The organism is Marinifilum sp. N1E240 (genome assembly GCF_009295825.1).
Classification (GTDB): Bacteria; Bacteroidota; Bacteroidia; order Bacteroidales; family Marinifilaceae; genus Marinifilum_A; species Marinifilum_A sediminis.
The window spans coordinates 218,507-242,133 of sequence record NZ_WHKF01000004.1 but is presented as its reverse complement, the minus strand read 5'-3'; the positions used below and the strand labels follow the sequence as shown (position 1 = coordinate 242,133).

The window sequence follows — 23,627 nt, the reverse complement described above, 5'->3', positions numbered from 1 at the left end:
GCTATTTGAATCTAATTTCCCCTGGCATTCCTATTTTTAGGCGCCCATCATTTGCCACTTTTACTTTAAGAGCATAAACCAATTTCACACGCTCCTCTTTGGTTTGTATAATTTTAGGCGTGAATTCCGATTGAGAAGAAATCCAGCTTACAATTCCTTTTAATGAATCGTTTTCCTTTTTGTTTTTATCAATTAAAACATCTACTTCCTGTCCTAATTTCACTTCTGATAGTTGATCTCCACCTATATAAACCCGCAAATCTAAACTTCTTAAATCCGCCAATTTAAACAATGGAGTTCCTACACTCACCATTTCATAATCTTCATGATATTTCTCTAAAACCGTTGCTGGTTCAGGGACGTAAATTTTACTCTTTTCAATCAAGTCATTAATGGCGTCAATTTTTCGGGCAATATTATCCAACTCTCCAAACACCTTTGCATTCTCTGTTTTCACAGATTTAATTTGCTTTTGAATCACCAATACATTCCCGTTAATATCATCAACTTCTTTTTTTGTAGCCGCTCCATCCTCAAACATTTTATCGATTCTCACCTTGTCTTTCCCCAGAATAGATAACTGCTCCTTATAAACTTCGATTCTGGAAATGATATTTTGAATACCCGATGCTATGGATTTCTTTTGTGCCTTTAGTTGTTCTTTTTGCAGATAAAGTTGAGTCGTATCGATTAAACCAACTTGTTGAGCTTCTGTAAAAACATCACCTTCCTCGATATTCAATTGCAATAACTTACCACTATTCTCTGCTGAAATTTTGTAATCCGCAACTTCGAAATTACCATAAGCATCCGATCCATTCTCGGTTGAATTGCATGCTGAACTTAAAATCAAAAGCCCCAGACCTATTCCAATTATTGTAGTTAATCTCATTTTTTTATCCTTTAAGTTCTTCTATATTCCTTTTATCCTTCTATACTCAGCAAGCGATTGCTGCAACTGAATCAAATGATATTTCTTATTTAGTTTCGCTTGAATTTCTTTGTTTAAATCTTCCAGATAATCACTGGAAGTAATCACTCCATTATCCAATTGAGAAGCCGAACTTTTTGACACTTCCTCTTGCAATTCTATAATGGCATCATCCTTTTGCAAAAGCAGTTTGAAGGTATTGATATTGCTCAACTCACTTTCTAATTCTATCAATTGATTCTGAGTAAAACTCAATTCGTTCGTGGTAATAATATCTTTCTGAATTGCAATCTCCTTTTGCTTTCTACGATTCGCTTTCCAATCGAAAATATTCCATGAAACTTTTGCTCCAATCATGTAGTAGGTATCAAATTTGTTGTTCAACTGATTGTAGCCCGGATTTCCATAACCGAACTGTCCAAATCCTGCAACAACAGGATATCTATCTTTCTTTACCAAATTAATCTGAGATTCCAACAGGGATTTTTGGCTGGAATAAAACTGATATTCTGGTCGAGTCTTCTTATCCAGTATAGGCATTACATTATCGGAGAATTCCGTACTTTCAAGTTTGGTATCAATACCAACATGTCTACCCATTAATTGCGACAATACAACAAATGATCTTACCTCATGAGAATTCAATTCCTGCATTTGCTGATCGATTAAAAGCACCTCTGATTGTAAAACTTTTAAATTGGCAGGCAATACTACACCATTCTCAACAGCCGATTTTACTTGTTGTAATCGCTCCAAAATGATTTTCTGCTTATCAGCCAGTACCAACTTGTTTTTGCGAACCAACTGAATACCAAAATATGCTGTATTAACTCTCTCTCTTAGCTGATACATCTGAATTTCCAGATCCTTAAGCTGAACTTCCGAAGTTTTCTTTTCTATGTCAATTCTATTTTGAGTTTTTCTACCATCATAAATCAATTGCTCAACATCTAGGTTAAGTGAATATTGATCTTTAGGCGCAGTAGGTGTATCCATTCCTGGAAAAGAAATTCCTGTTACATCTGACTGATAACTTGCTTTTCCATTAGCATACAATTTTGGTAAATACGATATCTTAACATTATCCACATTTAATTCGGATGACAATTTTATAAGCTCTAGTCCTTTTCCTAATGGATAATTCTCCTGCACCTCTTTTTGACATTGATCTAAACTAAGCGCACTCTCTTGTGCCCAGGTTTGATTGCCTAAAAAAGAGAATATCAAAAAAAGAATCAATTGGCTCCTTCTTACAATTACATTCATAATCTAAACATTAAATTTTTATGGATTGAATTATAAAATCGGCAACTTTATCCGCCCTAGTCCTTAGCACTTGGTCAAAATTTACATTTTGATACAAAAGTTCGCTAGCAATAGGTTTACTTGCAAAAGGGAATATGGATAAACTAATAATATTCAATATCAATTCTCTTGGATCAATTTCACGAATTTTTCCATTTTTAATTGCCTGAGATATTTGAGTCAAAGTCTTTTCCTTACCAGCCATAATGCCTTCAACATTTATTAGTTTTAAAATTCTGCTAGGATCTGTATTTACTTCATTAATAATGAAATTTGGCAGAAATGGATACTCAACTAAAATCTTATTGTAATGCCTGCATATATTTCTTATTTTTTGAAACAACTCCGAATCATCAGCTAAAAATGCTGCTAAGGGACGTGCTAATTTCTTAAATGCTTCTTCAAATATCTGTTCAAACAACTTCTCCTTACTTCTATAATAATAATGCAAAAGGGCTTTGTTAATACCAGCACTATCTGCAATTTCCTGCATGCGTGCTCCTGCTAATCCTTTTTGCGCAAAGATCTTTCTTGCCGCTTCGAGAATATTCTCTTGTGTTTCGACTGATTTTTTCTCCTCTTTCATACTTTAACCATTTGGTTAATTTACACTCAAAAATAAAACCATCCGGTTTAACCGTTTGGTTAATGCAAATATATGGGAAGAAATAGAACTAACAAAACATTTGGATATTTTTTTAACCATATGGTTAAAACTCTAAGTGCAAAAAGCTCCAAATCTAGGATTCAGAGCTTTACATTTATAAGAAATCAGTTACTATTCGTAACGAAGAGATTTTACCGGATTCATTCCTGCTACTTTAATAGAATGTCCACTAACAGTAACAATTGCCAATAGCAATGAAATACCCAAGGCTATTAAGAAGTAATACCATGGAAAATCTATCCGGTAAACAAAATTGGATAGCCATTTATTCATGGCATAATAACTAAGCGGCCATGCAATAACATTAGCAAGAACAACACTAATACACAAATTCTTACTCAATAAGGCAATTAAATTCATTTCATTACTTCCCAACACTTTTCTTATTCCAATTTCCTTTACTCGCTGTTGCATTTCAAAAGAAACCAAGCCTAAAAGACCTAAAAGAGCTATAAGGAAAGCCAAGATCGTAAAAGCACTTAGAATGTTCGCCACCCTTACTTCTCCTTTAAATAAGGTGTTAAAGTCATTATCAAGAAAGAAATATTCAAAAGGTTCACCTTTGGTTTTTTTCATCCAAACTTTCTTTACCACTTTAACTCCCGCCATTACATTTTCAGGCTTTAACTTCACCAACAAATATCTTTGATGAGAATTGGGAGCATAATGCAAAAACATCGGTAATATTTTATCTTTCATAGATTCAAAATGAAAGTTTTTTATGACTCCAACAATCTCAACAGGAGTTCTTCCATTGTTATTAAAGCTTGGCTTATACACATATCTTCCGACTGGATTTTCACAATATTCCAATACATCAATAGCCGCTTCGTTTGCAATAAAAACAGAAGTGTCCGCCAATCTCGACTTGTCAAATTTTCTTCCGTCAAGTAATTTCAATCCTAGTAAATCAATAAAATTCTCATCAACACGCATCAACCTAAAATTGATCATATCCTCATTACTAGCTCCTTCACGATACATCGACCAACCATTGGTCCCTCTACCAGGAACCATCCCTGAAAATGATACATTCTCAATCGCAGGACTCTTAGATAACATTTCCTTTACCGTCTCTTTCTCTTCATTATCGAAGGTATATGCTCTATTAACAACCAGAATCCTCTCCTTTTCAAAACCCAATTTCTTGTTCTGCATAAAATCAACCTGTTCTTTCATTACAAAGGTTGAAATCAATATTCCAATAGCAACAGTAAACTGAAAAATCACCAAAGTAGATCTAATTTTCTTTCCTAATTTTCCTTTACGAACCTCTCCTTTCAATACGCTCATAACTCGAAACCCAGAAAGAGACATTGCTGTATAAGTCCCCGCAAAGATTACGACAAAAACAATTACCCCAAGTACAAATACGATGTAATCTAATTCCCATAATAAATTAGAAGAGATGCTCTTTCTTGCTATTTGATTGAATACAGGCAACATCAACTCCATCAGGAAATAAGATAAAATACCAGCCAACACAGACATTAGTAGAGTTTCTGCATAAAACTGAAACAGTAACATTTCTCTGCTACTTCCGAAAACTTTTCGTACCCCTACCTCATTCGCCCTGGTAAAAGATCTGGCTGTAGTTAAATTCAAGAAGTTTACACAGGCCAACAATAAAATAAAAAATGCAATTGCTGAAAAAATATAAATGTATCTGATATCACTAATAGGCTCGATCTGCCCATCAGTAGTAGAATGCAGATATATTTTCTCAAGAGGTTCCAAGTAATAATAAAATTCATTTCCGGATTTTTCCCATTGCAGAATATCAATCCCGAGAACTTCCATTAATTTAGGTCCCATGTGTTTTAATAAGAAAGGTCTCAATTTCTCCTGTAGCACTTTAAAATCAGAACCAGATTCCAACAGAAGATAAGCTTGCATATAGTCGCTAAACCAATTCTCTTCATCCTCCGTACTCAAGTCTAAATTACAAACCATATTGTAATGAAAATGCGAATTCTTAGGAACATCTACTACTACACCAGTAACAGTAAACAATGTCTTCTCACCTAATCTAATTACCTTTCCTACTGGATTAATATCACCAAAGTATTTTGAAGACGTGGTCTTTGTTAATACAATATTGCCAGAGCCACTTAGTGCAGTTTTTGGATCACCATAAATAAATGGTCTTTCAAAGACTTCAAAAAATGTCGAATCCGTCCTAAGTAGCTTATCTTCTACAAATTGCTTTTTCTCATAACTAAACAGAACATTACTCCAAAAATGAGTTCGAACAGCATACTTTACTTCCGGAAAATCTGCTTGAGCAGCTGGTGAAAATGGAGCACAAATCGTATTTCCATCATATGTTCTTTCTCCCATCTTCGACTTTACGGCAACGCGATAAATGTCTTTTGATTTTGGATAAAATTTATCGTAGCTCAATTCATCATTAACAAAAAGGAAAATTAAAAAAACACATGTCAATCCAATTGCCAAACCAACAACATTAATAAAGGAATATCCTTTATACTTCTTCATATTTCGAAAAGCAACCTTGAAAAAATTTTGAATCATCATAGGGGGATTTAGGTTATGTATACCTTTTATCAATAGGTATACCACAAGCCATATCCAACTAAACAACTGATAGTTACCACAAATACAACCCAATTAAACTTGTCCGTAATCGAAAGTTTAATGTTCGAAATCGGGCACAAAAAAGAGGATACCAATTGGCATCCTCTTCAATATATTAAGTGACTTTATTAGTCTAACTTGTGAATTAACAAACCAGAACGAAGTTTAGGCTCGAACCAAGTTGTTTTTGGAGGCATGATGTTACCTGTATCAGCAATATCAATTAACTGTTGCATAGAAACTGCATATAAAGCGAAAGCAACTTTCATGTCACCGCTATCAACACGTTTCTTCAACTCACCCAATCCACGGATACCACCTACGAATTCCACGCGAGTAGTTGTACGAAGATCTTTCACATCTAATAGATTATCCAATACATGGCTTGAAAGGATAGTTACATCCAATACACCAATAGGATCCTTATCATCATAAGTACCTTCCTTAGCGTTCAACTTGTACCACTTGTTATCTAAATACATAGAGAACTCGTGCAATTGAGCTGGCTTGTAAATCTCTTCACCCATGCACTCAACATTGAAAGTCTCTTCCAATTTAGCAAGGAATTCAACTTCAGTCATTCCGTTTAAATCTTTAGCTACACGATTGTAATCGATAATAGCTAACTGATCATCTGGGAAGTGAACAGCCATAAAGTAGTTGTACTCCTCATCTCCAGTGTGATTTGGATTTTTAGCAGCAAACTCATCACCAATACGAGCAGCAGCAGCTGTTCTGTGGTGACCATCAGCTACATAAGTTGCAGGAACTTTAGTTGCAAACAACTCTTCCAACTCTTTGTTTGTAGCAGGATCGTTTACTGGCCAGAAATGGTGACCGAATCCATCTTCAGCAACAAAATCGTACTCAGCCTCTTCGTTCTTTACAATATTTGCTACGATAGCGTCAATCTCTGGAACAGCTTTATAAGAAAAGAATACTGGTTCCAAGTTAGCCTCAGTATAACGAGTTAAGATCATACGATCTTCCTCTTTATCCGGACGAGTTAGCTCGTGCTTCTTAATTACACCATTTTTATAATCAGCGCAAGCAGCATTCGCAACAATACCGTACTGAGTACGACCGTCCATAGTTTGAGCATAGATATAGAATTTAGCTTCTGAATCTTGCTTTAACCAACCTTTTTCTTGCCATAGCTTAAGGTTTGATACTGATTTTTCGTATACCTCAGCAGAGTGAACATCTGTTCCTGCAGGGCAATCGATCTCTGCACGAGTAATGTGTAGTAAAGAACAATCTTTACCTTCAGCCATTTGAGCAGCCTCTTCTGAATTCATTACGTCATAAGGTAGACATGCTAAATCTTTAGCGATATCTTTTGTAGGGCGCAAGCCTCTGAATGGTTTTACTATAGCCATCGTTAATATGTTTTTGTTGTGTTGTTAATCTTAAATTGAAAACGTTTGCTTTCAATACTTATAAAAAAGGAAACAAGATAAATACATTGTATCTCTTGCTTCCTAATATTCTATTTAGTTTACTTTATAAGTAGTATCTCCTTTTTCGATACAGTTCACAATTTGATTTGCTCCAGCAATACCAGCATTGATATTTGCTTCAGCAGTTTGTGCACCCATCTTTTTAGGTGTAAAGAAGAAACGACCATCAAATTTGGCAGCAATTTCATCCTTACAATCAGGAGCGATATCCGAAATGTATGCAAAATCTTTACGATCATCCATTAATTTCATCAATCCTTCTTCATCAATTACCTCTTTACGAGCAGTATTTACAAGAACACCACCTTTAGGCATTTTGTTTAATAAATCGTAATTAATTGATTTTTTTGTTTTATCATTAGCTGGAATATGCAACGAAATGTAGTTACAAGTACTGTATAATTCTTCAACAGAATCAACAACAGTTACTCCATCAGCTTCAATTGCTTCTTTAGCTACAAACGGATCGAAAGCCAAAACTTCCATTCCAAAACCTTTAGCAATTTCGCCAACATAACGACCTACATTACCATAGGCGTGAATACCGATTTTTTTACCTCGTAATTCAACACCAGCTTTTCCGTTATAAGTATTTCTAGCCATAAAAACCATCATACCTAAAACCAACTCAGCAACAGCGTTTGAATTCTGTCCTGGAGTGTTCATAGCAACAATTCCTTTTTCAGTACAAGCTTCAAGATCGATATTATCGTATCCTGCACCTGCACGAACTATTACTTTAAGATTCTTAGCAGCTTCAATAACTTCACGTGTTGCTTTATCACTACGGATAATCATTGCCTCAACGTCAGCAACAGCTGCTAATAGATCAGCCTTATCAGTATAAGATTCCAACAAAACCAATTCGTAACCTGCGCCTTCCACAACTTCTCTGATACCATTAACGGCGGCAGGAGCAAAAGGCTTTTCGGTTGCAATTAATACTTTAGTCATTTTATTTGAAAATTTGAATTAAAAAAATAAAATGTCATTGTCAGCCAAATCGAAGTAACTCTAGAGTTACTTTAGTCGTTCCTCATGCATCTGAATGACGAAAAGTAGGAAGACTTCTCCTCCTACTCATCAAATGTAAATTATTTTACGTGAATTGCTTCGAATTCTTTCATGCAATCAACCAAAGCTTGTACGCTTGCTTTTGGTAATGCATTGTAAGTAGAAGCACGGAATCCACCAACCGAACGGTGTCCTTTAATACCAGACATTCCTCTTTCAGTTGCGAATGTGAAAAATTCTTTTTCCAATTCTTTGTACTCGTCAGTCATTACGAAACAGATATTCATTAATGAACGATCTTCTTCGTTGATAACAGTACCTTTGAACATTGGGTTGCGATCGATCTCATTGTAAAGAACTGCAGCTTTTTCTTCGTTCATTTTCTGCATAGCAGCAACACCACCTTGTTCTTTGATCCACTTCAAAGTTTGAAGAGCAGCAAATACAGGAACAACAGGAGGAGTATTGAACATTGATTCTCCTTTAATGTGAGTTCTGTAATCTAACATTGTAGGAATCTGACGATCAACTTTACCTAAGATTTCATCTTTAACAATCACAAAAGTTACACCTGCAGGAGCAAGGTTCTTTTGAGCACCACCATAAATCAAATCATATTTTGAAACGTCAACCGGACGAGAGAAAATATCAGATGACATATCAGCTACTAGTGGTACATTTACGTCCATATCTTCTTTGATCTCGGTACCGTAAATTGTATTGTTTGTAGTAATGTGGAAATAATCTGCATCAGCAGGAATTTCGTATCCTTTTGGAATGAAGTTATAAACAGTATCTTTTGAAGATGCTACTTCTACTACTTCACCAAAAAGTTTAGCTTCTTTTTGAGCTTTATTAGCCCAAGCACCTGTATTTAGGTATGCAGATTTTTTTCCCATCAAGTTGTAAGGAATCATGCAAAACTGAGTTGATGCACCACCACCAACAAATAATACAGAGTATCCTTCAGGAATGCTCAATAATTCTTTGAACAATGCGATTGCTTCGTCCATTACTGCAACAAATTCCTTGCTACGGTGAGAAACTTCCATTACAGAAAGACCTGTTCCAGCAAAATTTTTGATTGCTTCAGCAGTTTTTTCAACTGTGAAATCCGGAAGGATTGAAGGGCCTGCAGAAAAGTTGTGTACTTTCATTTTTTCAAACGTTTTAAATTTTTGTATTATTCCATATCCTGAGGCAAATTTGCAAATAAAAATTTATTTTAAGACGGTTTTATCTGTTAAAATGTATGTTTTAAAACAAATATTCCATCATCTTATCCCCCTTCGTATAGATTAATACTTGCAATCTGAAAAACAGCAACTTAACCCTCAGAAATTATTTTGATATTTTCTCTTTTTTTCAACAACATTGTCTATTTTCATAAGATTTTGATTTTTGATGAAATCAACTGGTGCAAAAATTTACAAATCAACATCAATCTAAGCCAAAAAAACAAACTGGAAGTTTTCTAAAGAGAAAAACAAATGTATAAATTTATGTTCGAAATACTTCTTCCTTTTACAAATAAAAAAGCAGGTATACAATAAGTACACCTGCCATATATAAATTCAAAATGAATTTCTTTTTCTTATCCTTTATAAAAAGGGATCTTCGTAATTTTAGCTTTTAAAGCTTTCTTTCTTACACGAATGTAAATTTCGGTATCCGCTTTGTAAAAACCTTCCTTAACGTATCCCATTCCGATTGATTTGCCAACCATTGGAGCCATAGTTCCCGAAGTAACCTCTCCAATTTCATTACCTTCAGCATCTTCAATCTTATATCCTTGACGAGGAATTCCTCTGTCAATCATTTCAAAACCTTTCAATCTACGCTTTGGTTTTTCCTCTTTTTGTTTTTGGAAGAAATCACGATCAATAAAATCATTACCATCAACAAACTTAGTAATCCAACCTAAACCTGCTTCAATTGGAGTATGAGTATCATCGATATCATTTCCGTACAAACAGAAACCAACTTCTAAACGTAAAGTATCACGAGCTGCCAAACCAATTGGCTGAATACCAAACTCTTTTCCTGCTTGCATAACAGCATTCAAAAGCTTTTCACCATCCTCGTTCGATACATAAATTTCACATCCTCCTGAACCAGTATAACCAGTAGTTGAGAAAATAGCATTCTCGATACCAGCTACGGTAGCTTTTTTAAATGTATAATATTCCATATCCTCAACAGGAACATCTACAATTTTCTGCATTGCTTTTAATGCCAAAGGACCTTGAACCGCTAACTGACAAATTTCATCAGAAGCGTTGTACAATTCTTTTCCTACTTCCAGTCCCATTTCCTCAGCGTTTTTAGAACACCAATTCCAGTCTTTTTCAATATTAGCTGCATTTACAACCAATAAATAAGTTTCAGCATCAATGCAGTAAACCAACAAATCATCAACAATACCTCCATTTCCGTTAGGAAAACAGCTATATTGAACCTTTCCTGCACTTAAAGCAGCAACATCGTTAGTTGTTAATTTCTGAACAAAGTTAAAAGCCTTAGTACCTTTTACCCAAAATTCTCCCATGTGAGACACATCAAAAACACCTAATTTCTCACGAACACAAACGTGCTCATCTTTAATTCCAGTGTATTCGATAGGCATATTATAGCCTGCAAATGGTGCCATTTTTGCACCCAATTCCTCGTGAAAACTAGTGAAAGCTGTTCTTTTCATTGTATTTTGTGTTATGGGCAAACAGTTACTAAAAAGGAACATTTTGCGTTAAAAGTTCACCCAGGAAAAAACTAGTGTATTATGTTTGCGTTATGCAATTGCAAATGTAAAAATTTTTCTCAGATATCGTTTGCATTCTAAAATTAGTTTACGCCACCCACTTTTCTGGCTATTCCCAATCGATAACCACCTTTAAACAAAACAACAAAGGCATCATTAACACCGCAAACATCTCTATACTTGGCTGCTTCTTCAAAAGTTTCAAATCCTCCTATGGTATATTTGTGCCATCCTTGTACAAATAAATGTTCTATAACAGCTCCACCTTGGTACCTTTTAAAGAGATCTTTTGGACCCATTTCTTTCTTACAAGCCGCAATTTGAACTCTGTAAACAAAATCCTCTTCAACAAGCTCTTGATTCATTGCAACCTCTTCAATTCCTGCGGGCCTTTTCGCCATAGGTATTTCAAGTACTTCGATTGGTTCGCTTGTCTGAATAACTGGTATGGATTGAACTTCCTCAACCACTTCTACAGGCTCTTCTTTTTGTATTGGATCAGGAATTTTCTCTGAATAAATATCAAAGCCTCCAGCACCACCACTACGTTCCGATGCGAAATAGAATTTTCCATCATTACTCTCAAAATAGGTAATATCATTATCCGTACTATTTATTGGTACTCCCATATTCAGAGGTCTTCCCCATTCTCCTGAAGCCAATCTTTCGCATCTGAAAATATCATATCCTCCTATCGTATTGTGACCTCTCGAACTAAAAAACATTTTTTGTCCATCAGTTGTTACAAATACATCTCCCTCATCATATTCTGTATTTATTTCTCCACCAATATTTACAGGTTTACCCCATTTCCCTGACTCCTCTTTTCTACTTACATATATGTCGCACTCACCAAAACCATTATTCCTATCACTCACAAAATAAAGTTCATTCCCCCGAATACAAGCTGAGCTTTCTCGTGAATCTTTCTCATTTATCGATTTCAATTCTTTTCTCAGTTTCCATTCACTATTTCTTTTTTCGCCATAAAACAGATCTCCATTCCCTTCTGTTCCATCAAAAAATAAAAACTGTAAATTATTAGTTTCCGACATTAGTGCCACACTCGATTTGTCTGAAATATCAACATTTAATTTCTCAACATTTCCAAACCCATCTTCCACTCTATCTATAGCATAAATTCTTTCATAATATTTTTGATCCTTAGGTGATCGAGAATTCTTTTCAACTCCTCTTCGTGAACTAAAATATAATGTATCTTTAAACATCAATGGCTTAAAATCATCATGATTTGAATTCACTTTACCAGTAGACTCAACTTGAAATAGCATTGCTTCTGACAGAAGTTTCTTTCCACTCTTGCATTCCAAAATATGCTTCTTGCTTAAGGCAATCAATTCCTTTTGATCTTTATATTTGTTTAATTGAACCAACTCAATATTCATTTTAAAATGAGTTATGGCTTTTGAAAACAAATTTTGATACTGATAGGCAAGTCCCAACAAGTAATGAATGTCTTCACTTACATCCGGATTTAATTTTTCCGCATCAATTAAAAAAGGTAAAGCTTTATCCTTAGGTCCTGCAATCAAGTAGCAAATACCTATGTTGTAATTTAATTCCGGATTGATTTGATTAAGTTTATGTGCCTCCAACAATAGCACAAGAGATTGATCTGCAAATCCAATTCCTTTAGAATATAGAAGAGCTGCATTTTTTATTTGCTTGTAAGCATTCTTTCGCTCAGGTAATCGCTCCGTAAATCCAGCCTTATTTACATCCAAAAAGTTTTGACCTGAAACAGAAGTAAATCCAATAAAAGAAAAAAGTAAAATAAAAGTAGTAAATCTCCAATTCATAAGATAAAAGGTTAGTTTAAATTAGATTTCACTAAATTAAAGAATTCCAATCTCAATTCTCATAAAAGCAATTTAAAATATCAATTATTAATAATAAAAATAAATAGAATCCTAATCACAAAACCACACGCCAAACAATCAATAAATACAAAGGATATAAGTATCTTAATCCATCTATTTTCAATAGGTAGTTTGAAAATTAATTAGTATTATTGCATTAACAAAAGATGTTAAACCTTTCAGATTTTCAGAATAATGCATTACGTTTACAAATATGTGCAAATTGAGAATTGAAAGTTTTTTGTATAACATGTTTATCCTAAAAGAATGACTCAAGGACACAAAATCACTGATTTATCCTATTTGAAAGAAATGTCGGGTAACGACAAGAGTATTATTGAAGAAATGATTGAAATATTCATTGAACAAATTCCCGAATTTACAGATGAAGTTTCATCAAATTTTGACACTAGAGATTGGGCTGGTTTAGGCGCAATTGCTCACAAGGCAAAATCATCGGTTCGAACGATGGGCATGGAATATATAGGGGATTGTCTTGAACAATTAGAGCATTTTTCAAAAGGAAACCTTAAATTTGAATTACAGATAAAAAAAGAAAAAGGTGTTGAATTAAGTCCTGATGATGAAAAAAACTGGAGCAATGTGATGAATGAAGCCAGCAATGACGTTGAATTAAAACATATTCCTGATCTCGTTGAATGTTTCTTAACCAACTGTCCATTAGCTGTTGATGAACTTAAAACAACATTACAACAACTTTAAACCATAACTAAAGCTATGAACATCGAAACCAAAAACGTTGATTCTATTACTATAATGAAATTGGGTGAAACCAATCGTTTATATGCCCTTAATGCAGGAATTGCTAAAGATAAAATGAACGAAGTTTTAACTCAACCAGAATCGAGACTTATTGTAGATTTTGAAGCAATTAGTTTCATTGATAGTTCTGGGTTTGGAGCTTTACTCTCTGCTTTAAAAACTTCAAAAGAACATCAAAGTCAAATTAAGCTTTGCAATATCAACAAAGATGTAATGGAATTGATTGAATTAATGCAATTGGATTCAATTTTTGACATATTCCAGGATTCAAAGGCTTGTGTAAACAGCTTTTCGAGAGCAGAATAAACTGCCATTATGGGCAAAGTCTCACCTCATATACTTGTAGTTGATGACGATGTAGTTATCTTAAAATTTATTGAGTATACTCTAAATGATTTAGGGTATCAAACAACTTTGTCCAAAAATGGTCAAGATGCTATCAACAAAGCTAAAAGTGAGCATTACGATTTAATCATATCCGATTTGTACATGCCTCTGATGGATGGCAATGAATTGGTACGCCATTTTCGAAGTTTACCTGAATACCAACACACACCATTCATATTCTTATCGGGCAATACCGAAGAAGAAACCTGGATCAAAAACTTGAACGATGGGGCGGATGATTTTATCACCAAACCCATCAAACAAAAAATATTCATCTCCAAAATTCAGTCACATTTAAAAAAATCTTTTCTAAGAAAAGATATTTTAGATGGAGCCAGAAAGAATGATATTAGCTTTAAAAAAGGCAATTTAATTTATTGTGCCAATAGAATTAAACCCTTTCCTCTTCCTCGTAAATTAATCAAAACAAACATTAAGGTAGTTTATACAGATACGGATTTCTTCATGGCCTTACAGGATGTGAATACATGGGAAATTATTATTGACGATGCTGCAGATTGGGCAACTTCTATTCTTGAAAAAATCAGTGAAATTGTCTCAAATCATCTACCCATTAGCATTTTAGTTTCAGATTCCGAAAATAAAGAACAAATGGATTTCTTTCTGAAATTTAAAATCAATAGTTTCCTTTATAAAAAATTGGATTCAAGACTCATTGTTCATCAAATTAACTCTAACATACAGAGAGAACACGAATTAAAAAATAAATACCTGCACGCCTTAAACACTGCAGCAAAAAGATCACCCATACGATTCGAAAATAATTTTTCTGATAGTTTAAACGATTATGATATTCAGGTGTTACATCAACCATACGATAAGTTACCAGGTGGAGACTATTACGAAGTTATCAATATAGACGAAAATCGAAAAATTTTAATTCTAGGTGATGTAATGGGTAAAAAATGGGATGCCTGGTTTTTTGTTCCTGCCTATATTGCCTACATACGAAGTACAATTAATTTTTTCTTGGATAGAGAAGAGTGGAACTTTGTAGAACACCCTGGAAAATTTCTTGAAATCATTAACAAATATATTTTTAAAGACATGCAGTTAACGGAGGTATTTACAACTTTAAGTATTATCTCTATTTCTAGCTTAACCAATAAAGTAAGCGTTGCTTCTGCAGGCGCTTTACGACCGTACTATTATAACAGTTCCGAAGATACGATCTCTCAACTCAATATTGTTGGCACATTGCTAGGTGTTATAAAAGATGCCAATTACCAAAGTTTGGTCCATGAAATTCAAAAAGGAGATAAGCTTTTATTTTACACCGATGGCTACACTGAGGCAGTAAATGACAAGAATAATGAAATGATTGGTGATGACGCACTTTTCATGGCCTTAGATAATTTTAAAAAGCAGGAAAATTTAACTCCAACCAAAATTGAAGAAGAAGTGGCACGCTCACATAACGTATCCAAGTTCGATGACGATAGAACACTTCTTGTCATTCAAAGAAATTAACCAAAATCAATTCTATTTCCCTTTTTTTTAGCACATTTGCCAAAAATTTAATTGCTAAAAAACAATGAACGAAATTATTGGATGGCTAGGAAGCCTTTTATTTGCCATTTGTGCCCTACCTCAAGTGATTCATACGTTTAAAACAAGAAAAACGGATGATCTGAGTGAGATTTTTCTTTGGCTTTGGTTCTGGGGAGAAGTTTTTACATTTAGCTACATTATTAATGATGATATAGCCAGCAAAAACTATCATATCCCACTCTACTTCAATTATCTGTTTAATTTAGTACTACTATTCTATTTAATTTTTGCAAAATATACCTATAACTCTAGACCAACAGGTTTGGCAGTATTATTCCAAAAAATAATTAAAAAATAAAGCCGGATTCTCATCCGGCTTCTCTTTTAATGTCTTGATATCGTATTTCTTATTTTCTCTCTAATCTCTTTCGATTCTTCCGATAGTAAAAAATTCTTTGTTGAGTCGGGAAGAAAATTTATAACATCATTCAGTCGGTCTTCTCTAATTGCAGCTCTTACCTTCGATGCTGAAATATAGTTATCCTCATCGCCATTCGTAATTCTTGGGATTTCTTTCAATTCCACTCCATTCGATGGCAAGTATTTTATCATTGCTTCGTTGTATGCAGCCGTTACCGGCGAGTACATTTCTGTTCCCACATATCTTCTGGTAATATTTAAAACTGGTACAATGTAATGCATGAAGGTAATCACGTCCAACTCTGCCTGTTTGGCTGCTATATCACACTCTTTTTCTTCCTTTAAAAAATAGCAAGGGAAAATGGTACCGGAAACCACATAGTTTCCACCTTTTACCATCACCAAATTATCGATATGTCCAAGCTCTTCTTCAATCAATCTCCATCTAATATCAAAAGTAAACGAAGAACGATCCTCCTCAACTATAAACAGATAAACCAGGCGATTCTCTTTACAAGCTTTTTCAATCAGGTATTTGTGACCTTTGGTAAATGGATTACAGTTTACAACAACAGCAGCAACATCTCCAACGCTTATCTCTCTTCTAACCGATCTTAGGTAATCCTGATATGTTTTAACATTCTCATATCCAAACTCAAGAACTGAGAATAATGGTTCTGCCGTAGCAATCTCGGTAAATCCCAAACCCTTAAACACTTCCAAATTTCGAGGCTTGGTGTAAACAAAAATATGTTTGTGCTTTAAAATCACCAAATCAATAAGATGTGTAACAATTTGAGCAAAAGCCGCACCTTCTCTAAATTTGGGAGCTACCGCAACATACTTCAACACCCTTCCCTGATACGATCCTGTGCCAATAACCTCTCCGTTTAAATTATACAAAATCATTGAATAATCTACATCCTGAGATTCGAAAATGAAACCTAAAGGTTCTAAAAATTCCGAAATCAGTTTTATATCAAAGGGGTTATTTAAATCCAAGGATTCTTCTCTGTAATCTGTATTTTCGACGCCCATCCTTTTCCGTTAATTTTGTTTATTTAGTTTTCTGTGTGTGATTTTTTGTACTGTTTCTCAGTATTCAATTATATAAGATTTTACTGAAAATTCATCCCTTCATTAATATGTTTCAGAGGCTATAAATACATCAAAAATCATGATAAATGTTATTTGTTTTTAGTTCATGATTTAGTAGCGCTAAGCATATTTTTGATTAACCGTAAAAACAAAATAACTAACCGCTAATAAATCTGCTGATCCTCCAGGTGAAATATGATTTTTCGCACAAAAATTCATCAACCCTTTGTACTTCTCATCAAAATCCGATTCTCCGAAACAATCAAATGCCTTTTGCGCCTTTTGTTTTAGATCCTCCAAAGCTTCTATACCCCTTCTAAATAGTATATTGCTATCCTCATTATTAGCAATTAAAGCCAAAAGTGTATGTGTTAATGATTTTTGAAGTAATGAATCAGTAATAATATTTTTATCCTGTAAATGTGAACTTAAAACAGGTATAGCATGCTCGAATACGCTAGGTAATCCAGCTTGAACTTCTCCCCTAATGCCTTGTCCTTTCTTTCCATACCTTTGAAAACACTCTTCGCCATGAGTCTTGGCTTTAGAGTATAATTTTTTACCCAATTCCTTTTCAACCAAATTGCCATTCAACCCTTTCAACAACTCAACAAATGAATGATAAGAAAAGTTTTGGCAGGCAATTAAATATGCGCTGATAAAAAGAGAAAATCCCAAAAGAAAAATAGCTCCCTTATGAGTATTCACTCCATTTGTTTCGGTAAACATATCTTCCTCCATCAACAAGCCTATTCGACGCAATTCAGGTAATGCGCTTTTTAAGTTTTCCCCTTTAAACTCATAACCAAATTCAGCAATCTCTTTAAAATACACAGACAATACTGCACTTGAATTGATAAAGGTTGAAAAATCCATATCATCGTGAGATCCGCAAGAAAAGCGATCTACCAATCCTGGTTTTGGAGATAAAGAAACCTCGTGCAATAAAGATTTTAGAGCAGTTACAGCAAGATTTTTGCAAACTTCATCCTGTTGAATCATATGAAGATATTTCTTTATATCCTCATCTATCTTGTAACGCATTTCTTCATAGGAATGTTTTTGTGTCCTCATACAAGCAATGGCTGCCTGCTGATTGCAGAAATAACAAAGTTTTGCTTTTCCAGAGGAAACCGGATGACCATTTTTATCTGTAATATCTACATCTAACAATCGACCCAATGGATGTTCTTCTTCAAATCGCTCTGTAATTTCTTTAATTTCACAAATTGACAAGGCATCAGTACCTATGGGAACCAAATAAAAATCACCTGCTTTATCTGTTTCGTAATATTCTTGATTTGTATTAATATCAATCCTATTTGCTAAAAGAAAACGTTTCAGTTTCTTTAAGGAATGCTTAAAAAACTGCGTCCTTAATTCATTCGATTTTGGATAGCCAGGAATATTCAAGTTCAAGCTCAAAGAAGCCACAACTTGATCTGCAAGTAAATTCCTCTGTTCTGCTCTATTGTCTTTAGCTTCCAATAATTCTTTGATTACTTTATCCATCAGTTCCTCAGCTTCTGTATTCCCAATTAAAAATACACCCTAAAAGTAAAATTACAATTAGGGTGCACAATATATTTATTTCAAATTCTACCTAAGATAGATTTTCGACATTGTAAATTACATCGATAATTGTACCATCTCGATACTCAACCAATGCAACAATCTTATCTCCCAATTGCTTTTCAGCCGGAACTCCGGTCATGTTATCCACTTCCTCTTTCAAGTCACGGATATCAACAACCTTCACACCTGATTTTTTAAGTGCTGCAGCAAGGTTTGGTTTCGATGGATTCACACAAACACCTCTTTCTGTAACTACCACATCAACACTTTCACCAGGAGTAACCACTGTGTGAACACGATCTTTCACAATTGGCAAACGACCACGGAAAGATGGGCAAACAACAACAGTTAAATTGGCTCCTGAAGCCGTATCAGAGTGACCTCCTGATGCTCCACGAATTTCTCCTGAAGAACCCGTAATTACATTCACATTAAAATCAACATCAACCTCTAAGGCTCCCAATACTACAACATCCAACTTGTTGGTCATAGAACCACAGTTGTTTGGATTTGCGTATTGATCACAAGTGATCTCGATATGATTTGGATTATTCAAGACAGAAGAACTAACGGCTGCATCAAATGACTGTACGTCGAAAATAGCCTGAAACAAACCTTCTTCCAGCATGTCAACACCATAAGATGTTACACCACCAATCATGAAACTCCCCTTAATATCTTTGCGTTTCATATCCTCGCGAAGGAATTTAGCAACAGCCAAAGAGGCTCCACCAGCACCTACCTGAAACGACATACCATTTTTAAACAAACCTGAATGCTCAATTACATTAGCTGCAATTCTTGCAATACGTAAGTCCATTGGTGAACTTGTGATACGAGTAGTACCCGAAGCAATTTTAGTTGCATCACCTATAGAATCAACTCTTACTACATAATCAACAAAATGCTGACGCACAGTTGATGGAACACATGGATATTCTACCAAGTTATCCGTAACAACGATTACGTTCTTAGAATATCTGGCATCAATATCAGCATACCCCATTGATCCGAAAGCTGAAGGTCCGTGAGATCCTGTTGAGTTACCTTCCTCATCAGCAGCAGAAGCTGCCAATACAGATAAATCTGGCTTAATACGTCCTGTTAAAAAATCACGAACACGACCACCATGAGAGTGAATTATTGCAGGGTGTTTTAATCTACCCATAGAAATAATTTCACCTAATCTTCCACGGATTCCCGATGAAAAGATTTTGGTAATCATACCACTCTCAACGTAAGGCACTAAGCCATCGTGAGCAGAGGTTAAGGAAGAAGAAGCCAAAGTGATATCTTTGATTCCCATCTTGTCTAGAATTTCGATAGTTTGCATCAAAACTCCATCTCCACCACGTAAATGATGGTGACAAGTTACAGTCATACCATCAAATGGATTACAATTTTTAATCGCCTCTTCTAAATTACCACACAACTTAGATGTGTGAGCTTTTTTTGCTTTTAGTGTTCTTGAAATATTTGTAGATGGCACTTCATCTCCAATAATATTTTCCCAAACTCCCTGGAAAGGTTTTAACTCTCCCAAGCCTTCTATATATTCAGGAATTTCAACTCCCAATGCATTTTTCATGTCTATATTCAATTAAGAAACCTAATTAACCAACACTCTTCTCAATCTCTTCAAGATCGATATTAGCATATTCTAATACTGTAATTGCACGTTGAACAACTGGTGCATCAATCATTTTACCATCAATAGCAAATACACCAATACCTGCTTTTTTATTTTTGATAAATTCTGAGTACACACGATATGCTTTACGCACTTCATTCTCGGTTGGATTAAATACTTCGTGAACTGTATCAACCTGTCTAGGGTTAATAAGTGCCTTACCTGCAAAACCAATTTTCTTGATGTATTCAGTCTCTTCACGCAAACCTTCTTCATCATTCACATCAGCAAAAACAGTATCTAACACATCCAAATTGTTAGCCTTACCAGCCATTACAATTCTTTTTCTTGCATAATCGATACCAACCCCATCTGGTGTCTTTACAATTCCCATATCAGCAGTTAAATCCTGACCACCAATAGTAATTGCATCAATTCTAGGATCAGCTGCTGCAATATCATACACATTAGCTACTCCTTTTGCAGTTTCAATCATCACGTGAATAGACATGGTTGGTTTCTTAATTCCATGCTTTTTTTCTATTCTGCGAACTTCTTTCATAAATTCCTTAACATCATCAACCGATTCTGTTTTTGGAAAACGAATATTATCTGGCTGCATTGGAACAATCTCTTCCAAATCGACTAAACCAAATGGTGTGTGCATATTGTTAACACGTACACAAACTTCTGTATCGTAAAACTCTACAGTTTGTAGCATGCTGCGAACCAAAATACGAGCCGCATCTTTTTGATTCAATGCAACTGCATCTTCAAGGTCTAATAATACAGCATCACATCCGTACACTCCTGCTTGTTGAATCATAGCCGGATTATTTCCCGGAATGTACAACATTGATCTTCTTTTTCTTTTAGCCATTACATTGTACCCTCCTGAATACCTAAAGAACGTTTAACTGCAGTTTCAACTCTCGCTTTAATTGTTGGTGTTAGCGCTCCTTTATCTTTTGCAATCAAGTGCACATCTTTAATATCAAGATCCTTTAGCACTTGATTTACTGTAGTTTTGATATCTTCTTCGAACTGTAACATTACTGTTGAAGAAATATCAACCTGGAGTCCGGTTCCTTGCTCAACTGGCTCAATCAAGATCATGATATCACTTGATTCAAAAGTTCCGGCCTGCGCTTTAAACTTAGGTGTCATTGTTAACGATATTTGTTTAATTATTCCGTAAGAATTCTATTAATTGATTATGCAAATTTTAATGTCTTTGAATAGAAATCAAAGCACTTTTAAAGATTTTTGTAGTTAATTAGCTAGTGTTATAAAACACACTCAGGAACCAGCCGAATATCAACACATTACAAACAAGCAAACGTTTGTAAGTATATACATTTCTTACTATTCTAATGATTTTTTCAAGTCATTTTAATACATATTCACTTGACTTTGCCTAAAAAACCTTTTAAACGATTAAAAGATTAATGACTTTTTAATATAAAACATACTATTACAACAAAGGCTCCGAAAATTCGGAGCCTTAATTGTTAGTGATTAGTTAGTGGTTAGAAATTCTCGCCATAAAGACAAGAAAATCAAAGGTGTGATTAGTAAAGTATACAATGGTAATTGTGTTCTTACTTTTCAAATACGTCGCAATATAAGTGTAATTTTTTAGATTACGCAAACGTTTTCTGAAAAATTATAGTTTTAATTATTTTAATTTTACTGATCAACTAAAAATACATTTCAAAGGATAAAAACATTAGATTGAATAAAGAATTATTTCCGTTAATGGTTTTTCACGATTAATTAATAGAATATTTTTCAACTCTAAAAAGTCAATCAACTTACACTTTTCTACTCATAAAAATTACCGATTAATACATTTCTACAAGCTATTAATCGCTAATTAAATCAAAATTAAGAGATCAATTCTATCTTTGAATCATCAATTTAGATAGTAGTAAGTTAGATTAGTAAAATAATGTTAGTGTTAGAGTTAGCCTGAACTGTTCCACACAGTCAGTTCTGAATAAAATAGCCTTTGTACCACAAGGCTATTTTTTTTTGCCATAAAAAAAGGAGCAATCAAGCGCATTGCTTAAGAACTCCTTTTTCGATTTTTGACAATTATATTCTAAACTGCACCTACAAGCGAAACGGATGAAATAGTATCTCCCATTCCCACTAATGTTACTGGTTTTTCAATTAAGATAGTAGGTACAGCAATCACTTCAAGTTGCTCGTTTGAGAAAATACCTGTTGATAACAGATCATTTTCTCCTAAATGTAGTTTTACCGTTTCAGATAAGGACTCAAGCTCTTTCAATCCCACATCAGATACTTTATGATCTTTTGCCCACAACAAAACATCTTTTGTATCTATGGCACCGGTTCCTGCTTTTGCTGCAGCTACGGTAGCAGCCAATTGCATTCCATTTCGGTTTTGTAAAGAACTCACCTTAAATCCTTTTTCCTGAAGGGTTACGTACAATCCAAACATGTGCAATTGCATTCTTGGACATTTCGTATATTCATAAATCTTCAACATTCCCTCAAACAAATTAGAAGAGTTGGTGTTTTCATCACATTTTGCTGCCAACTCATCTTCTCCGATTACTTCCAGGATATCAATTAACTCCCGCTCATTAAATCCGAGACTATCTACGCTTTCAACCAAACTATCAATTAAGTGTTTTCGAACCACCTTATCTTGCGTTGATGCTACCTCTAAATGCAATAGATTATTTGGACATGATTTTCTCCAATCAGCAATCATTTTTTTCGAAAGATCGATTCGATCGACTCCTTTTGTTCCATCCGCTAAATTCTCATGCAACATTTGGTATCCGGAAAGGATAATGTATTCAGGATTAATATCTTCTTTTGACATTCTTTTGTCAAAGTTTTCATCCACATGCAATTTGAAATTCAAAGGATCGTAAGTAGCAATAAAACGATTTGCCTTAGGACAGGTATAAGTTTCGCCATCAACAGTAATGGTATCCCCCTTATCAAATTCAATAATCCAGTGAATTAATGCATTCTCATTTGCTCTATCCACCTTCGAAGCCTGCTGAATATCTCCATCTGCATTTGTAGTAACAAGATTTGGAAGGTTTAAAAACAACTGAGCTTGCTCTTTAGGCGCAGATGCACAATGCACATAAACATTTTGCACTCCGCAAACTGCCATAACATTAGCCACAATTCCTCCTTGACCACCCATTTGCATTTTATCGTAGCCAACATTTTTATTCAACCACTCAAACACTTTAACTTCCTCAATCAGCCATTCTTCAGCAAAACCACCTTTAAAGCAATTCAAAAAACCTCTAATTGCATCTTCATTAGTGCGGATTGCCTTCTCTCCTATCGAAACAATAGAGTCAAGCTTAAGATTATTTTCAATAATTAGTTTTTCAATACTTTTTCCGCTTACCTTAATTACCGCATCAACATTTGCATTAAACGCACTTATTAAACCTTTAATATTGCTCATTTTTTCCAATTGAGCAGGAGCTGATTTATAGTTATCAAGCCATGCAGTTTTTAATTCACTTAAAGACATATGGGTGTGATTTTATATTATTATTCCAGATTTCAACATTAAATATACTTAGCAAAGAAATGGAATAAAAG

Annotated in this window: 19 protein-coding genes; 4 read left to right on the top strand and 15 right to left on the bottom strand. The window is 34.5% G+C overall.

Annotated features, from left to right (window positions below):
• Position 1 precedes the first annotated feature (1 nt).
• From GCQ56_RS12480 to GCQ56_RS12440, 9 genes are all read right to left on the bottom strand, one after another.
• Entirely contained in the window at positions 2–892 is an 891-nt protein-coding gene (locus GCQ56_RS12480) for an HlyD family secretion protein (RefSeq protein WP_152734806.1), read from the bottom strand.
• A gap of 21 nt (positions 893–913) precedes the next feature.
• The gene (locus GCQ56_RS12475; protein WP_152734805.1) at positions 914–2,197 is read right to left on the bottom strand and encodes a TolC family protein; all 1,284 of its coding nucleotides are present in this window, start codon (positions 2,195–2,197) and stop codon (positions 914–916) included.
• Between the two features lie 10 nt (positions 2,198–2,207).
• A complete protein-coding gene (locus GCQ56_RS12470) occupies positions 2,208–2,822 on the bottom strand; it encodes a TetR/AcrR family transcriptional regulator (protein ID WP_152734804.1) in 615 nt (204 codons plus the stop codon).
• A gap of 192 nt (positions 2,823–3,014) precedes the next feature.
• Complete coding sequence (locus GCQ56_RS12465; protein ID WP_193323776.1) at positions 3,015–5,402, bottom strand: ABC transporter permease; 2,388 nt, start codon at positions 5,400–5,402, stop codon at positions 3,015–3,017.
• Between the two features lie 227 nt (positions 5,403–5,629).
• The gene (locus GCQ56_RS12460) at positions 5,630–6,880 is read right to left on the bottom strand and encodes a DUF1015 domain-containing protein (RefSeq protein WP_152734802.1); all 1,251 of its coding nucleotides are present in this window, start codon (positions 6,878–6,880) and stop codon (positions 5,630–5,632) included.
• Between the two features lie 114 nt (positions 6,881–6,994).
• Positions 6,995–7,915 carry a 3-phosphoglycerate dehydrogenase gene (locus tag GCQ56_RS12455; protein WP_152734801.1) on the bottom strand — a complete coding sequence of 307 codons (921 nt, stop codon included), beginning with the start codon at positions 7,913–7,915 and terminating at the stop codon, positions 6,995–6,997.
• Between the two features lie 140 nt (positions 7,916–8,055).
• Positions 8,056–9,132: a 3-phosphoserine/phosphohydroxythreonine transaminase gene (gene serC, locus GCQ56_RS12450; protein WP_152734800.1), complete on the bottom strand. Its 1,077-nt coding sequence runs from the start codon at positions 9,130–9,132 to the stop codon at positions 8,056–8,058.
• A 437-nt stretch (positions 9,133–9,569) separates the two neighbouring features.
• Positions 9,570–10,673 (bottom strand): glycine cleavage system aminomethyltransferase GcvT, encoded by a 1,104-nt coding sequence (gene gcvT, locus GCQ56_RS12445; RefSeq protein WP_152734799.1) that lies wholly within the window; start codon positions 10,671–10,673, stop codon positions 9,570–9,572.
• Between the two features lie 143 nt (positions 10,674–10,816).
• Entirely contained in the window at positions 10,817–12,553 is a 1,737-nt protein-coding gene (locus GCQ56_RS12440) for a tetratricopeptide repeat protein (RefSeq protein ID WP_152734798.1), read from the bottom strand.
• A 327-nt stretch (positions 12,554–12,880) separates the two neighbouring features.
• Between GCQ56_RS12440 and GCQ56_RS12435 the strand changes: the two genes are divergently transcribed.
• The 4 genes from GCQ56_RS12435 (at position 12,881) to GCQ56_RS12420 (ending at position 15,653) form a co-directional block, all read left to right on the top strand.
• Entirely contained in the window at positions 12,881–13,336 is a 456-nt protein-coding gene (locus tag GCQ56_RS12435; RefSeq protein ID WP_152734797.1) for an Hpt domain-containing protein, read from the top strand.
• A gap of 15 nt (positions 13,337–13,351) precedes the next feature.
• A complete protein-coding gene (locus tag GCQ56_RS12430) occupies positions 13,352–13,702 on the top strand; it encodes an STAS domain-containing protein (protein WP_152734796.1) in 351 nt (116 codons plus the stop codon).
• Positions 13,703–13,711: 9 nt separating this feature from the next.
• Entirely contained in the window at positions 13,712–15,274 is a 1,563-nt protein-coding gene (locus GCQ56_RS12425) for a response regulator (protein WP_152734795.1), read from the top strand.
• A 64-nt stretch (positions 15,275–15,338) separates the two neighbouring features.
• The gene (locus GCQ56_RS12420) at positions 15,339–15,653 is read left to right on the top strand and encodes a PQ-loop repeat-containing protein (RefSeq protein WP_152734794.1); all 315 of its coding nucleotides are present in this window, start codon (positions 15,339–15,341) and stop codon (positions 15,651–15,653) included.
• A gap of 26 nt (positions 15,654–15,679) precedes the next feature.
• Here GCQ56_RS12420 and GCQ56_RS12415 read toward each other — a convergent pair whose 3' ends face one another.
• The 6 genes from GCQ56_RS12415 to GCQ56_RS12390 form a co-directional block, all read right to left on the bottom strand.
• Positions 15,680–16,753, bottom strand: a complete 1,074-nt coding sequence (locus tag GCQ56_RS12415; protein WP_152734793.1) for a [citrate (pro-3S)-lyase] ligase — start codon at positions 16,751–16,753, stop codon at positions 15,680–15,682.
• A 180-nt stretch (positions 16,754–16,933) separates the two neighbouring features.
• Complete coding sequence (locus GCQ56_RS12410) at positions 16,934–18,325, bottom strand: triphosphoribosyl-dephospho-CoA synthase (protein ID WP_152734792.1); 1,392 nt, start codon at positions 18,323–18,325, stop codon at positions 16,934–16,936.
• Positions 18,326–18,416: 91 nt separating this feature from the next.
• Positions 18,417–19,976 (bottom strand): citrate lyase subunit alpha, encoded by a 1,560-nt coding sequence (gene citF / locus GCQ56_RS12405; RefSeq protein WP_152734791.1) that lies wholly within the window; start codon positions 19,974–19,976, stop codon positions 18,417–18,419.
• 25 nt (positions 19,977–20,001) lie between these two features.
• Positions 20,002–20,898: a CoA ester lyase gene (locus GCQ56_RS12400; RefSeq protein ID WP_152734790.1), complete on the bottom strand. Its 897-nt coding sequence runs from the start codon at positions 20,896–20,898 to the stop codon at positions 20,002–20,004.
• The gene (citD, locus tag GCQ56_RS12395; protein ID WP_152734789.1) at positions 20,898–21,185 is read right to left on the bottom strand and encodes a citrate lyase acyl carrier protein; all 288 of its coding nucleotides are present in this window, start codon (positions 21,183–21,185) and stop codon (positions 20,898–20,900) included. The genes GCQ56_RS12400 and citD overlap by 1 nt, the downstream gene beginning before the upstream one ends.
• A 937-nt stretch (positions 21,186–22,122) precedes the next feature.
• Complete coding sequence (locus GCQ56_RS12390) at positions 22,123–23,556, bottom strand: ADP-dependent glucokinase/phosphofructokinase (RefSeq protein WP_152734788.1); 1,434 nt, start codon at positions 23,554–23,556, stop codon at positions 22,123–22,125.
• Positions 23,557–23,627 lie beyond the last annotated feature (71 nt).

Coding starts and splice junctions, on each gene's coding strand:
- GCQ56_RS12480 (WP_152734806.1), bottom strand. CDS start 892: ATGAGATTAACTACAATAATTGGAATAGGTCTGGGGCTTTTGATTTTA.
- GCQ56_RS12475 (WP_152734805.1), bottom strand. CDS start 2,197: ATGAATGTAATTGTAAGAAGGAGCCAATTGATTCTTTTTTTGATATTC.
- GCQ56_RS12470 (WP_152734804.1), bottom strand. CDS start 2,822: ATGAAAGAGGAGAAAAAATCAGTCGAAACACAAGAGAATATTCTCGAA.
- GCQ56_RS12465 (WP_193323776.1), bottom strand. CDS start 5,402: ATGAAGAAGTATAAAGGATATTCCTTTATTAATGTTGTTGGTTTGGCA.
- GCQ56_RS12460 (WP_152734802.1), bottom strand. CDS start 6,880: ATGGCTATAGTAAAACCATTCAGAGGCTTGCGCCCTACAAAAGATATC.
- GCQ56_RS12455 (WP_152734801.1), bottom strand. CDS start 7,915: ATGACTAAAGTATTAATTGCAACCGAAAAGCCTTTTGCTCCTGCCGCC.
- serC (WP_152734800.1), bottom strand. CDS start 9,132: ATGAAAGTACACAACTTTTCTGCAGGCCCTTCAATCCTTCCGGATTTC.
- gcvT (WP_152734799.1), bottom strand. CDS start 10,673: ATGAAAAGAACAGCTTTCACTAGTTTTCACGAGGAATTGGGTGCAAAA.
- GCQ56_RS12440 (WP_152734798.1), bottom strand. CDS start 12,553: ATGAATTGGAGATTTACTACTTTTATTTTACTTTTTTCTTTTATTGGA.
- GCQ56_RS12435 (WP_152734797.1), top strand. CDS start 12,881: ATGACTCAAGGACACAAAATCACTGATTTATCCTATTTGAAAGAAATG.
- GCQ56_RS12430 (WP_152734796.1), top strand. CDS start 13,352: ATGAACATCGAAACCAAAAACGTTGATTCTATTACTATAATGAAATTG.
- GCQ56_RS12425 (WP_152734795.1), top strand. CDS start 13,712: ATGGGCAAAGTCTCACCTCATATACTTGTAGTTGATGACGATGTAGTT.
- GCQ56_RS12420 (WP_152734794.1), top strand. CDS start 15,339: ATGAACGAAATTATTGGATGGCTAGGAAGCCTTTTATTTGCCATTTGT.
- GCQ56_RS12415 (WP_152734793.1), bottom strand. CDS start 16,753: ATGGGCGTCGAAAATACAGATTACAGAGAAGAATCCTTGGATTTAAAT.
- GCQ56_RS12410 (WP_152734792.1), bottom strand. CDS start 18,325: ATGGATAAAGTAATCAAAGAATTATTGGAAGCTAAAGACAATAGAGCA.
- citF (WP_152734791.1), bottom strand. CDS start 19,976: ATGAAAAATGCATTGGGAGTTGAAATTCCTGAATATATAGAAGGCTTG.
- GCQ56_RS12400 (WP_152734790.1), bottom strand. CDS start 20,898: ATGGCTAAAAGAAAAAGAAGATCAATGTTGTACATTCCGGGAAATAAT.
- citD (WP_152734789.1), bottom strand. CDS start 21,185: ATGACACCTAAGTTTAAAGCGCAGGCCGGAACTTTTGAATCAAGTGAT.
- GCQ56_RS12390 (WP_152734788.1), bottom strand. CDS start 23,556: ATGTCTTTAAGTGAATTAAAAACTGCATGGCTTGATAACTATAAATCA.